Origin of the sequence: Streptomyces sp. NBC_00878, from assembly GCF_026341515.1 — a bacterium.
Lineage (GTDB): Bacteria > Actinomycetota > Actinomycetes > Streptomycetales > Streptomycetaceae > Streptomyces.
On the sequence record NZ_JAPEOK010000001.1, the window covers coordinates 4,988,334 to 5,001,728 of the forward strand.

Consider the following 13,395-nt stretch of genomic DNA (forward strand, 5'->3'; position numbering starts at 1 on the left):
ACTGATGCGGGATCCGCTGTCCGTCCTCACCGAGGCCTTCACGTCCTTCCTCTTCGGCAAGGTCGAGACGACCCGCCCACCGGTGCGCACCTCCACCGGCCAGGCCCAGGCCGTCTACCTGCCGACCGCGGCCCCCGGCCTCGGCGACTCCGGCGTCATCATCGGCCGCGAGGTCTACTCCGGGAAGGGCTACATCTACGACCCCTTCCAGCTGTACGGACAGCAGCTCCCGGCCCCGCACTGGCTGGTCCTCGGCGAGTCCGGCAACGGCAAGTCGGCCCTGGAGAAGACGTACGTCCTACGGCAGTTGAGGTTCAAGGACCGCCAGGTCGTCGTACTCGACGCACAGGGCGAGGACGGCGACGGCGAGTGGAACCTCATCGCCCGGCAGCTGGGTATAACCCCCATCCGGCTCGACCCGACCGCCGCCCTGGACATGGGAATCCGGCTCAATCCGCTCGACCCCGCGATCACCACGACCGGCCAGCTCGCCCTGCTCCGGACGATCATCGAGGTCGCGCTGGGCCACGGCCTGGACGAGCGCTCCGGCTTCGCACTCAAGGTCGCGCACGCGTACGTCAACGAGACGATCGTCGAGCGCCAGCCCGTACTGACGGACATCGTCGAGCAACTGCGCCACCCCGAACCGGAGTCGGCGGAGGCGATGAACGTCGCCATAGACGACGTACGGGCCTGGGGCCTGGACGTCGCCCTCGTCATCGACCGCCTCGTCGACGGTGACCTGCGCGGCATGTTCGACGGCCCGACCACGGTCGGCATCGACCTGGACGCCCCGCTCATCGTCTTCGACCTGTCCCACATCGACCGCAACTCCATCGCCATGCCGATCCTCATGGCGATCGTCGGCGTATGGCTGGAACACACATGGATCCGCCCCGACCGGAAGAAGCGCATCTTCCTGGTCGAGGAGGCCTGGCACATCATCAACAGCCCGTTCGTGGCCCAGCTGTTCCAGCGCCTGCTGAAGTTCGGCCGACGCCTGGGCCTGTCGTTCGTGGCGGTGGTCCACCACTTGAGCGACGTGGTCGACGGGGCAGCGGCGAAGGAGGCCGCGGCAATCCTGAAGATGGCCTCGACGCGCACGATCTACGCCCAGAAGGCGGACGAGGCACGCTCAACAGGCCGGGTCCTCGGCCTGCCCAGGTGGGCCGTGGAAATCATCCCCACCCTGACGCCAGGCATCGCGGTCTGGGACGTCAACGGCAACGTCCAGGTGGTCAAACACCTGATCACCGAGACCGAACGCCCCCTCTGCTTCACCGACCGCGCCATGACACAGTCGTCGGCCGACCACCTGGCCGACGACGCCCTGCGGGCCGCCGAACTGGAGGCCGAGGAACGCGCGGCGGCGTTCATGGAGCAACACCTGAGCGATCTCGACGACTCGTCCGAGTCCACGGTGGCGTAGGCGCAGAGGAGCGGCCCGAGATGAGACCGGACGAGCGCGACCGCCACCGCGGCGGCGAAGGAGGCATCCCCGACGGGCTGTTGGTCGGCGTCCTGGCCTTCGTCCTCGGCATGACCGTGATGGTGTGGACGGCGACCGGCCTGGCCGGCCTGTTCGCCCACGGCTCCTGGCCCACCGCCGTCACCTTCCGCCGTACGCCCCTGGCCATGCGCCAACTCGTCCAGGCCCCGCACGACATCGCGGCCGCCTGGCCGGACACCCCGGACACCCAGCTGTCGGGCTACGGACTCTTCTGGGGCCTGTTCATCGGCCAACTGATGGTGCTGCTGGTCCTGACGGTGTTCGTCCTGGGCACGGTGGCGAGATGGCGGGCGGGGAGAGTGAGACGCAGAGCGCTGGCCGCGTCCGCGTCCACCGTGCCGGAGCCCACTCCCGAGCCGCAGCGGAAGCAAGAGGCAGCACCGCAGCCACAACCACAACCACAACCACAACCACAGTACGAGAGCGTGCCCGTGCCTCGTGAGGTCGCCCCGCGCCCTGCGGTGGAGCGGGTATCGGCGGCCGAGCCCATCGCCGAGCCTGTCCATGCGGCGGAGCCGCCGCTGGAGTCGGTTCCCTCGGTGGCCGACGGTAATCGGGTAGGTGGGTGGGAAAGCATCCGCGCCGAAGGCGCAGGGGCAGAGGCAGGGGCAGAGGCAGGGGCAGGGGCAGAGGCAGGGGCAGGGGCAGGGGCAGGGGGCGTACCCACCCCGCGAGGCCCCGTAGTCCTCGGCCCGCCCGAGACCCGCCACCCCCTCGCCGTGCAGGCGATCCGGGACGCGGACGGCCCGGCCCTGGTCATCACCTCCAACCCCGCCCTCTGGTCGGACACGAAGGACGCCCGCGCGAAACTGGGCCCGGTCCTCCTCTACGACCCCTCCCACCTCTGCGACACCCCGGCCCGCCTCCATTGGTCCCCCTCCGCCGGCTGCGAGAACAAGGACACCGCGGGGGCCCGCGCGGCAGCGCTCCTCGCCCCGGTGCGCCCCACCGCGAAGATCGACCAGACGGTCGCCGACACGGCCGAAACCCTCCTGCGCAGCTACCTCCACGCCGCCGCCGTGGACGGCCGCGCCATCCGCCACGTCCACCGCTGGGCGCAGGGCACCCAGGTCCAGGAAGCCGTACGCATCCTCCGTACGAACCCCAAGGCGGCCGCCGGCTCCGCGGGCGAACTCGAAGCCACCCTCACCTCGCACCCCGAACGCCGGGACATCGCCCAGGAGTTGACGGCCCGGGCGCTCTCCGCCCTCTTCACGGTCAACGTCCGAGAAGCCTGCACCCCAAACCGAACCGACAGCCTCACCCTGGATTCCTTCGTCGACGAAGGGGGCACGCTCTATGTGGTCGGTGAACCCATCGAGGACCCCAGGGCAAATCCGGGTGCGATGCCCCTGCTGACGGCCCTCGCCTCAAGCGTGGTCGAGCGCGGCCGGCGCATGGCCGAACGGTCATCCTCCGGTCGCCTCGACCCACCACTCACCCTCGTCCTGGACGACGTGGCCGCGGTGGCCCCACTCCCCCAACTCCCGGACCTGCTCGCCACGAGCACAAGCACGGGTATGGGCACGGGCCCGAACCGAGGCCTCCCCATCCTGGCCCTCCTCCGCTCCCGCGAACAGGCCCGCTCCCGCTGGCCGGACCGCGAACTCCCGGTGTAGGCCACCTCCCCCAGGGCCCGTCAGGGCCGCTTGAACACGAACTCCAGCTCCCGCGTGCCCGGATCCCCGGCCACCGGCAGGCTCTCCCCCGTGGGCACGAACCCGAACTTCCGGTAGAAGCCCTCGGCCCGCCCGTTCCGCTCGTCCACGAACAACCGGACCCGGTCCACCCCGGCGACCTCCCACGCCCACTCCAGGGCGCAACCGAAGAGCCGCTCGGTGAGCCCCCGCCCGCGCATCTCGGGCCGCACATACACCCCCACAAGATGCCCCTGGCGTACGTCGCTGACATCCCCGAGCGCGCCGACCGCCCCGGCCTCCTCCACGAGCACGACCACCGACCCGACCCACCGCCGGTCGGGCGCCACGGCCACCACCTGCTGCCGCTCACGCACACCCTCGGCGGCCCCGGCCGCCCGCTCCCGCCAGAAGCTGTCGGGCCGGCCCACGGCAGCCTCGTACGTCTCCAGAAAAGCGAGGTGCGCCACCGGATCCCGGAGCGCGGCCAAACTGAGCTCCTTCGCCGCGGGCCACTCGTCGGCACGTACCGAACGCACCACATGGCCCGCCGAGGCATCGAGACGGTCATCAGAACGAACATCGGGGCTCATGAGGGTCACCGTAATACCGGGGTACTACGCCCCTCACCTCATATCCCGCCGTCGTCCGACGCCCCGGCCACCCGCCCGCCCGACCATCGAAGACATGATTACGGTCTCCGAACTGACCAAACGCTACGGCGGCAAGACAGTCGTGTCCGACCTCACCTTCACGGTCCGCCCTGGCACCGTCACCGGCTTCCTCGGCCCCAACGGCGCCGGCAAGTCCACCACCATGCGCATGATCCTCGGCCTGGACGCCCCGACGCGCGGCACCGCGACGGTCGGCGACCACGCGTACGCCGACCACCCCGCACCCCTCCACGAGGTCGGCGCACTCCTGGAGGCCCGCTCGGTCCACCCGGGCCGCACGGCCCACCACCACCTGGTCGCGCTCGCCCTCACCCACGGCATCCCCAGGAGCCGCGTGGCCCACGTCCTGGACCTCACCGGCCTGACCGATGTGGCCGGACAGCGGGTCAAGGGCTTCTCCCTCGGCATGGGCCAACGCCTCGGCATCGCGGCCGCGTTGCTCGGCGACCCGGCCACCGTGATCCTCGACGAACCAGTAAACGGCCTGGACCCCGAGGGCGTCCTGTGGATCCGCAACCTCCTCAAGTCCCTTGCCGCAGAAGGCCGTACGGTCTTCGTCTCCTCCCACCTGATGAGCGAAATGGCCCTCACCGCCGAGCACCTGATCATCATCGGCAAGGGCCGCCTGCTGGCCGACACGACAGTCGACACGTTCGTACGCGAATCGGGCGCGGGCACGGTCAAGGTGGTCACCCCGGAAGCAGGCCTGCTCACCCAACTGCTCACCGCCCCGGACGTAAACGTGTCGAGCTCCACCCCCGGCACCCTCGAAGTCCGCGGCACGGACGCCGAACACATCGGCCGCACCGCCGCCGCCCACCGCATCCCCCTCTACGAACTCACCCCGCACGCCGCCTCGTTGGAAGCGGCCTTCATGGACCTGACCCGCGACTCCCTCGAATACGCAGCCCACCTGGAGCCGGCATGACCACCCTCGCCCTCACCCCGTCCCGCATCCTGCGCTCCGAATGGCACAAGCTGTGGACGGTCCGCTCCACCTGGATCATGCTGACCGCCGCGACCGCCGTGACCCTCGTCATCGGCATCGGGATGAGCGCGTCGTACGAGGAGGACGTCAGCAGAGCCGAACGCTTCGACCCCGTCCAGTTCCTCCTCTTCGGCACGCAGTTCTCGCAGATCTTCCTGGCCGTCGTCGCGGTCCTGTTCATCGCGGGCGAGTACGGCACGGGGATGGTCCGCTCCACGATGGTCGCCGTACCCCGCCGACTCCCCGTGCTGTGGTCCAAGGCCGGCGTCGTCGCCGCGGTCACCTTCACGACCACGCTCGCCACGCTCACCACCACGTTCACGGCCGGTCAACTCTTCCTCGACGGCACGGACAAGGAGCTGTCGCTCACCGCCCCGGGCGTCTTCGGCACTCTCCTTGCCAGCGCGGCGGGCCTCACGTTCCTGACCCTCATCGGCCTCGGCCTGGGCGCCCTGCTCCGCTCGGTCCCCGGCGGCATCACCGCCTTCATCGGAGGCGTCACCATCCTCCCGGAGGTGCTCAGGATGTTCCCGTACGACGCCATGGACAGCGCCGCCAAGTACTTCCCCGGCAGGGCCGCCGAGGGCCTGATGACCCTCCAGAACACCCCCGACTACGCGGCCACGGGCCCCGCCCTTCTCGCCCTCACCCTGTGGACGGCCGCGACCCTGGGCGTGGCGGCACTGCTCCTCAGGCGACGGGACGTATGACCAACTCCCGTACGACCGGTTCTCGTACGACCGGCCCTCGTACGACCGGCCCTCGTACGAGGGTGTACGAGGATGGAGCCGTGACCGAGAAACAGGACCGGCACAGGAACAGGCCCTGGAACGGCCCTTGGAACGGGCCCTGGAACTGGCTGCGCACAGCCCGCGACCAGAGCCACCGCGACCGCGCCCGAAGGGACCAGGTCTGGCGCGACCAGTCCTGGCGCGATCAGTCCTGGCGGGGCTGGTCGCCGAACGGCGCGAGGCAGCAGCCGTTCACCCGCCTGACCCACCGCCTCACCCAGCGGGTGCGCGCCTTCGACCGGCTCCACCCGCTGCTGTGGGACATCCTGCTCACGGGCTTCTTCGTGACCGCTGCCTTCGGCGACTTCCTGAGCGGCGGCTGGCGGAACATCGACGCGAACCCGGACGTCCCGCCGACCTGGCTGCTCACCATGCTGACACTGGGCTTCTCCGTCCCCCTGCTGTGGCGCCGCACCCGCCCCGTCACGGTCCTCCTGGTCATGCTGCCGCTCGCCCTGACCAACGCCTGGACCGGCGCCGACCTCCAGGCAAGCCTGACCCTGCTCGTCGTCACCTACAACATCGCGGTGCACACCCGCCTGCGTACCCTGCTCTGGTCGTACGCCCTGATCCTGGTGCCCATCACCGTGGACAGCTTCCGCTACCCCGCCGAGCAGGGCGCCGACCAGACCTTCTTCCCGCAGGCGACCCGCCTCGCCATGGTGGCCATCGTCGGCATCTCCTACCGCACCCGCCAGGAGTACCTCGCCTCCCTCGTCGAACGCGCCCGCCAACTGGAGGTCGAACGCGACCAGCAGGCCCAACTCGCCACCGCCGCCGAACGCGCCCGCATAGCCCGCGAGATGCACGACATCATCGGCCACAACCTCTCGGTCATCACCAGCCTCGCGGACGGCGGTTCGTACGCAGCCGCCAGGAACCCGGAACGGGCCGCCCAGGCCCTCACCGCCATCGGCACCACCAGCCGCCAGGCACTCGGCGAACTCCGCCGCCTCCTGGACGTACTGCGCGCCGATCCCCCAGGAATCGAGATGGCCCCCCAGCCCTCCCTCATCGACCTCGACCACCTCATCGACGGCGTACGCTCCGCCGGCCTCCCCGTCCGCACCACCCTGCACGGCCACGCCACCGCCCTCCCCCCGGGCCGCCAACTCACCGTCTACCGAGTCATCCAGGAAGCCCTGACGAACACCCTCAAACACGGCGGCCCCGACGCGACATCGACAGTCGTGGTGTCGTACGCGGACGGAGGCGCCGTAACCGCCACGGTGACCGACACCGGCCGCGGAAGCACAGACCACGACGCCACGGCCACTGCCGCCGGCACCGGTACCGGGGGCCGCGGCCTCACCGGAATGCGCGAGCGAACCGCCTTGTACGGCGGCACACTTGAGTCCGGCCCGCTCCCGGACCACGGCTGGCGCGTCCACCTTCACCTACCGGAGGAACCCCCGCAGTGACCACCGTGCTCATCATCGACGACCAGTCGCTGCAGCGCTTCGGCTTCCGCATGCTCCTGGAGAGCCAGGACGACATGACGGTCCTGGGCGAGGCGGGCAACGGCAGCGAGGCCGTCCGCATGACCGCCGAACTCCACCCGGACGTGGTCCTGATGGACATCCGCATGCCCGGCCTGGACGGCATCGAGGCAACCCGCCGCATCGTCTCCTCCGGAGCCCGCACCCGCGTCCTCATCCTCACCACGTTCGACCTGGACGAGTACGCATACGCAGGCCTGCGGGCGGGCGCCTCCGGCTTCCTCATCAAGGACGCCCAGCCCGAGGAACTCCTCGCCGGCATCCGCGCGGTGGCCACGGGCGACGCGGTCGTGGCCCCGAGCCTCACCCGCCGCCTCCTCGACGCGTACGCCGAGCACCTCCCCGCACCGGACAGGGAAACGGCCCCCGGCGGGGACCCACGCCTGCTCTCCCTCACGGACCGCGAACGCGAAATCCTGACAGTCATCGGCCAGGGCTGGACGAACGCCGAGATATCCGCCCGCCTCCATCTCGCAGAATCGACGGTGAAGACCCACGTGAGCCGCATTCTCGCGAAGACGGGTTCCCGGGACCGCATCCAGGCAGTGATCCTGGCGTACGACACAAAGCTGGTACAGCCATCCTGAAAAGGCCCGGGGAAAGAACCGGGAAGAGCCGGGAAGTGCCCTGAAACGCGAGAAAGCCCCCGCACCGAAGTGCGGGGGCTTTCTGCAATATTCGTTCGGCGGCGTCCTACTCTCCCACAGGGTCCCCCCTGCAGTACCATCGGCGCTGTAAGGCTTAGCTTCCGGGTTCGGAATGTAACCGGGCGTTTCCCTCACGCTATGACCACCGAAACACTATGAAACTGACAAACCGGAGCCGTGACCATGGCTACAACGGTTGTTCGTGGTTTCAGAACCAACACAGTGGACGCGAGCAACTGAGGACAAGCCCTCGGCCTATTAGTACCGGTCAGCTTCACCCCTTACGAGGCTTCCACATCCGGCCTATCAACCCAGTCGTCTACTGGGAGCCTTAACCCATCAAGTGGGTGGGAGCCCTCATCTCGAAGCAGGCTTCCCGCTTAGATGCTTTCAGCGGTTATCCCTCCCGAACGTAGCCAACCAGCCATGCCCTTGGCAGGACAACTGGCACACCAGAGGTTCGTCCGTCCCGGTCCTCTCGTACTAGGGACAGCCCTTCTCAAGACTCCTACGCGCACAGCGGATAGGGACCGAACTGTCTCACGACGTTCTAAACCCAGCTCGCGTACCGCTTTAATGGGCGAACAGCCCAACCCTTGGGACCGACTCCAGCCCCAGGATGCGACGAGCCGACATCGAGGTGCCAAACCATCCCGTCGATATGGACTCTTGGGGAAGATCAGCCTGTTATCCCCGGGGTACCTTTTATCCGTTGAGCGACGGCGCTTCCACAAGCCACCGCCGGATCACTAGTCCCGACTTTCGTCCCTGCTCGACCCGTCGGTCTCACAGTCAAGCTCCCTTGTGCACTTACACTCAACACCTGATTACCAACCAGGCTGAGGGAACCTTTGGGCGCCTCCGTTACCCTTTGGGAGGCAACCGCCCCAGTTAAACTACCCATCAGACACTGTCCCTGATCCGGATCACGGACCCAGGTTAGACATCCAGCACGACCAGACTGGTATTTCAACGACGACTCCACAGACACTGGCGTGCCCGCTTCACAGTCTCCCAGCTATCCTACACAAGCCGAACCGAACACCAATATCAAACTGTAGTAAAGGTCCCGGGGTCTTTCCGTCCTGCTGCGCGAAACGAGCATCTTTACTCGTAGTGCAATTTCACCGGGCCTATGGTTGAGACAGTCGAGAAGTCGTTACGCCATTCGTGCAGGTCGGAACTTACCCGACAAGGAATTTCGCTACCTTAGGATGGTTATAGTTACCACCGCCGTTTACTGGCGCTTAAGTTCTCAGCTTCGCCACACCGAAATGTGACTAACCGGTCCCCTTAACGTTCCAGCACCGGGCAGGCGTCAGTCCGTATACATCGCCTTACGGCTTCGCACGGACCTGTGTTTTTAGTAAACAGTCGCTTCTCGCTGGTCTCTGCGGCCACCCCCAGCTCAAGCAGCAAGTGCTATCACCAGTGATGGCCCCCCTTCTCCCGAAGTTACGGGGGCATTTTGCCGAGTTCCTTAACCATAGTTCACCCGAACGCCTCGGTATTCTCTACCTGACCACCTGAGTCGGTTTAGGGTACGGGCCGCCATGAAACTCGCTAGAGGCTTTTCTCGACAGCATAGGATCATCCACTTCACCACAATCGGCTCGGCATCAGGTCTCAGCCTCAATGTGTGACGGATTTACCTGCCACACGGCCTACACCCTTACCCCGGGACAACCACCGCCCGGGCTGGACTACCTTCCTGCGTCACCCCATCACTCACCTACTACCACCTTGGGCCGACGGCTCCACCACTTTCCTTTCCCCGAAGGGTCCGGAACGGCTTCACGGTCTTAGCATCAGAAGGTTCGATGTTTGACGCTTCACAGCGGGTACCGGAATATCAACCGGTTATCCATCGACTACGCCTGTCGGCCTCGCCTTAGGTCCCGACTTACCCTGGGCAGATCAGCTTGACCCAGGAACCCTTAGTCAATCGGCGCACACGTTTCTCACGTGTGTATCGCTACTCATGCCTGCATTCTCACTCGTGAACCGTCCACCACTAGCTTCCGCTGCGGCTTCACCCGGCACACGACGCTCCCCTACCCAACCCAGCGGGCGTTGGCCCTCATGCTGGATTGACACGACTTCGGCGGTACGCTTGAGCCCCGCTACATTGTCGGCGCGGAATCACTAGACCAGTGAGCTATTACGCACTCTTTCAAGGGTGGCTGCTTCTAAGCCAACCTCCTGGTTGTCTCTGCGACTCCACATCCTTTCCCACTTAGCGTACGCTTAGGGGCCTTAGTCGATGCTCTGGGCTGTTTCCCTCTCGACCATGGAGCTTATCCCCCACAGTCTCACTGCCGCGCTCTCACTTACCGGCATTCGGAGTTTGGCTAAGGTCAGTAACCCGGTAGGGCCCATCGCCTATCCAGTGCTCTACCTCCGGCAAGAAACACACGACGCTGCACCTAAATGCATTTCGGGGAGAACCAGCTATCACGGAGTTTGATTGGCCTTTCACCCCTAACCACAGGTCATCCCCCAGGTTTTCAACCCTGGTGGGTTCGGTCCTCCACGACCTCTTACAGCCGCTTCAACCTGCCCATGGCTAGATCACTCCGCTTCGGGTCTTGAGCGCGCTACTAAACCGCCCTGTTCGGACTCGCTTTCGCTACGGCTTCCCCACACGGGTTAACCTCGCAACACACCGCAAACTCGCAGGCTCATTCTTCAAAAGGCACGCAGTCACGACGCAAGGAACAAGTTCCTTGCGCGACGCTCCCACGGCTTGTAGGCACACGGTTTCAGGTACTATTTCACTCCGCTCCCGCGGTACTTTTCACCATTCCCTCACGGTACTATCCGCTATCGGTCACCAGGGAATATTTAGGCTTAGCGGGTGGTCCCGCCAGATTCACACGGGATTTCTCGGGCCCCGTGCTACTTGGGTGTCTCTCAAACGAGCCGTTGATGTTTCGACTACGGGGGTCTTACCCTCTACGCCGGACCTTTCGCATGTCCTTCGCCTACATCAACGGTTTCTGACTCGTCCTGTCGCCGGCAGACGACAGAAGAGAGATCCCACAACCCCGCATACGCAACCCCTGCCGGGTCTCACACGTATACGGTTTGGCCTCATCCGGTTTCGCTCGCCACTACTCCCGGAATCACGGTTGTTTTCTCTTCCTGCGGGTACTGAGATGTTTCACTTCCCCGCGTTCCCTCCACACACCCTATGTGTTCAGATGTGGGTGACAGCCCATGACGACTGCCGGGTTTCCCCATTCGGAAACCCCCGGATCAAAGCCTGGTTGACGACTCCCCGGGGACTATCGTGGCCTCCCACGTCCTTCATCGGTTCCTGGTACCAAGGCATCCACCGTGCGCCCTTAAAAACTTGGCCACAGATGCTCGCGTCCACTGTGCAGTTCTCAAACAACGACCAACCACCCACCACCCCACCCTCACGGGCGAGTTCACTGGGGCCGGCACTGAAGGCAGCCAATCAACCGGCCGTACCCTCAGACACCCAACAGCGTGCCCGGCACCCTCGCCACTCGTGATCAGCTTTCCACGCCCCGAAGGACAGTACTGGCAGCCGAGATGACTGAGAGTGCCGAATAATCAACGTTCCACCCATGAGCAACCACCGTCGGACGTGTGCCGACGTAATGGCCCTGGACCACCAAGTGAACCCGGCGGCCTAGATGCTCCTTAGAAAGGAGGTGATCCAGCCGCACCTTCCGGTACGGCTACCTTGTTACGACTTCGTCCCAATCGCCAGTCCCACCTTCGACAGCTCCCTCCCCACAAGGGGGTTGGGCCACCGGCTTCGGGTGTTACCGACTTTCGTGACGTGACGGGCGGTGTGTACAAGGCCCGGGAACGTATTCACCGCAGCAATGCTGATCTGCGATTACTAGCAACTCCGACTTCATGGGGTCGAGTTGCAGACCCCAATCCGAACTGAGACAGGCTTTTTGAGATTCGCTCCGCCTTGCGACATCGCAGCTCATTGTACCTGCCATTGTAGCACGTGTGCAGCCCAAGACATAAGGGGCATGATGACTTGACGTCGTCCCCACCTTCCTCCGAGTTGACCCCGGCAGTCTCCTGTGAGTCCCCAACCTCCCGAAGGAGTTGCTGGCAACACAGAACAAGGGTTGCGCTCGTTGCGGGACTTAACCCAACATCTCACGACACGAGCTGACGACAGCCATGCACCACCTGTCACCCGACCACAAGGGGGGCACCATCTCTGATGCTTTCCGGGCGATGTCAAGCCTTGGTAAGGTTCTTCGCGTTGCGTCGAATTAAGCCACATGCTCCGCTGCTTGTGCGGGCCCCCGTCAATTCCTTTGAGTTTTAGCCTTGCGGCCGTACTCCCCAGGCGGGGAACTTAATGCGTTAGCTGCGGCACCGACGACGTGGAATGTCGCCAACACCTAGTTCCCACCGTTTACGGCGTGGACTACCAGGGTATCTAATCCTGTTCGCTCCCCACGCTTTCGCTCCTCAGCGTCAGTAATGGCCCAGAGATCCGCCTTCGCCACCGGTGTTCCTCCTGATATCTGCGCATTTCACCGCTACACCAGGAATTCCGATCTCCCCTACCACACTCTAGTCTGCCCGTATCGAATGCAGACCCGGGGTTAAGCCCCGGGCTTTCACATCCGACGCGACAGACCGCCTACGAGCTCTTTACGCCCAATAATTCCGGACAACGCTTGCGCCCTACGTATTACCGCGGCTGCTGGCACGTAGTTAGCCGGCGCTTCTTCTGCAGGTACCGTCACTTGCGCTTCTTCCCTGCTGAAAGAGGTTTACAACCCGAAGGCCGTCATCCCTCACGCGGCGTCGCTGCATCAGGCTTCCGCCCATTGTGCAATATTCCCCACTGCTGCCTCCCGTAGGAGTCTGGGCCGTGTCTCAGTCCCAGTGTGGCCGGTCGCCCTCTCAGGCCGGCTACCCGTCGTCGCCTTGGTGAGCTTCTACCTCACCAACAAGCTGATAGGCCGCGGGCTCATCCCTCACCGCCGGAGCTTTCAACCCCCACCCATGCGGGCAGGAGTGTTATCCGGTATTAGACCCCGTTTCCAGGGCTTGTCCCAGAGTGAAGGGCAGATTGCCCACGTGTTACTCACCCGTTCGCCACTAATCCACCCCGAAGGGCTTCATCGTTCGACTTGCATGTGTTAAGCACGCCGCCAGCGTTCGTCCTGAGCCAGGATCAAACTCTCCGTGAATGTATTCCCGTAATCGGGACAACACCACGAGAGCGGAACAGTCGGACGGAATAAGCCCGGCTGTTCACAACGTCCTCGCTGTGCGCCTGCCAGGACCATGCCCGGCAGGACTTTTTCAAAGGAACCTCCACCCACCACATAATGCGGTGGACGGGGTATCAACATATCTGGCGTTGATTTTTGGCACGCTGTTGAGTTCTCAAGGAACGGACGCTTCCTTCGTACTCACCCGAGATAATCTCTCGCGGCTTTCCTCCGGGCGCTTCCCTTCGGTCTTGCGGTCTTGCGTTTCCGACTCTATCAGACCGTTTTCCGATCCGATTTCCTCGGTACTTTCCAGGTTTTCGCTTTCGCGTTTCCCTTTCCGGCGGTGTTGACTCTAGCAGATCCTTTCGGGCCTGACTCCCTGTCAACCGGGTTTGCCTTCGCGGCTGTTGGGCCGTTC

Annotated in this window: 7 protein-coding genes and 3 rRNA genes; 6 read left to right on the forward strand and 4 right to left on the reverse strand. The window is 64.9% G+C overall.

Annotated features, from left to right (window positions below):
• The first annotated feature begins 4 nt into the window (after positions 1-4).
• Positions 5-1,429, forward strand: a complete 1,425-nt coding sequence (locus OHA11_RS21145; RefSeq protein WP_266498615.1) for an ATP-binding protein — start codon at positions 5-7, stop codon at positions 1,427-1,429.
• A gap of 20 nt (positions 1,430-1,449) precedes the next feature.
• Positions 1,450-3,129 carry a type IV secretory system conjugative DNA transfer family protein gene (locus OHA11_RS21150; protein WP_266498618.1) on the forward strand — a complete coding sequence of 560 codons (1,680 nt, stop codon included), beginning with the start codon at positions 1,450-1,452 and terminating at the stop codon, positions 3,127-3,129.
• A gap of 20 nt (positions 3,130-3,149) precedes the next feature.
• Here the strand turns inward: OHA11_RS21150 and OHA11_RS21155 are convergent, their stop codons facing one another.
• The gene (locus tag OHA11_RS21155) at positions 3,150-3,740 is read right to left on the reverse strand and encodes a GNAT family N-acetyltransferase (RefSeq protein WP_266498620.1); all 591 of its coding nucleotides are present in this window, start codon (positions 3,738-3,740) and stop codon (positions 3,150-3,152) included.
• A gap of 94 nt (positions 3,741-3,834) precedes the next feature.
• Between OHA11_RS21155 and OHA11_RS21160 the strand changes: the two genes are divergently transcribed.
• The 4 genes from OHA11_RS21160 (at position 3,835) to OHA11_RS21175 (ending at position 7,686) form a co-directional block, all read left to right on the forward strand.
• Positions 3,835-4,749 carry an ABC transporter ATP-binding protein gene (locus OHA11_RS21160; protein ID WP_266498622.1) on the forward strand — a complete coding sequence of 305 codons (915 nt, stop codon included), beginning with the start codon at positions 3,835-3,837 and terminating at the stop codon, positions 4,747-4,749.
• A complete protein-coding gene (locus OHA11_RS21165) occupies positions 4,746-5,519 on the forward strand; it encodes an ABC transporter permease (RefSeq protein WP_266498625.1) in 774 nt (257 codons plus the stop codon). Before OHA11_RS21160 ends, OHA11_RS21165 begins: the two co-directional genes overlap by 4 nt.
• A 281-nt stretch (positions 5,520-5,800) precedes the next feature.
• Positions 5,801-7,021: a sensor histidine kinase gene (locus tag OHA11_RS21170; RefSeq protein WP_266507340.1), complete on the forward strand. Its 1,221-nt coding sequence runs from the start codon at positions 5,801-5,803 to the stop codon at positions 7,019-7,021.
• Complete coding sequence (locus OHA11_RS21175; RefSeq protein ID WP_266498627.1) at positions 7,018-7,686, forward strand: response regulator transcription factor; 669 nt, start codon at positions 7,018-7,020, stop codon at positions 7,684-7,686. The genes OHA11_RS21170 and OHA11_RS21175 overlap by 4 nt, the downstream gene beginning before the upstream one ends.
• Before the next feature lie 93 nt (positions 7,687-7,779).
• On the opposite strand, the gene rrf is transcribed toward OHA11_RS21175, so the two are convergent.
• The 3 genes from rrf to OHA11_RS21190 form a co-directional block, all read right to left on the reverse strand.
• Positions 7,780-7,896: ribosomal RNA gene (gene rrf, locus OHA11_RS21180) — 5S ribosomal RNA — on the reverse strand.
• Positions 7,897-7,984: 88 nt separating this feature from the next.
• Positions 7,985-11,107, reverse strand: a 23S ribosomal RNA gene (locus OHA11_RS21185).
• Between the two features lie 315 nt (positions 11,108-11,422).
• Positions 11,423-12,950 (reverse strand): 16S ribosomal RNA (locus tag OHA11_RS21190).
• Together the 16S, 23S and 5S rRNA genes form the textbook arrangement of a ribosomal RNA operon.
• Positions 12,951-13,395 lie beyond the last annotated feature (445 nt).

Excerpts from the sequence above, each read along its gene's own strand:
- OHA11_RS21160 (WP_266498622.1), top strand. The coding sequence starts at position 3,835 with ATGATTACGGTCTCCGAACTGACCAAACGCTACGGCGGCAAGACAGTC.
- OHA11_RS21145 (WP_266498615.1), top strand. The coding sequence starts at position 5 with ATGCGGGATCCGCTGTCCGTCCTCACCGAGGCCTTCACGTCCTTCCTC.
- OHA11_RS21150 (WP_266498618.1), top strand. The coding sequence starts at position 1,450 with ATGAGACCGGACGAGCGCGACCGCCACCGCGGCGGCGAAGGAGGCATC.
- OHA11_RS21155 (WP_266498620.1), bottom strand. The coding sequence starts at position 3,740 with ATGAGCCCCGATGTTCGTTCTGATGACCGTCTCGATGCCTCGGCGGGC.
- OHA11_RS21165 (WP_266498625.1), top strand. The coding sequence starts at position 4,746 with ATGACCACCCTCGCCCTCACCCCGTCCCGCATCCTGCGCTCCGAATGG.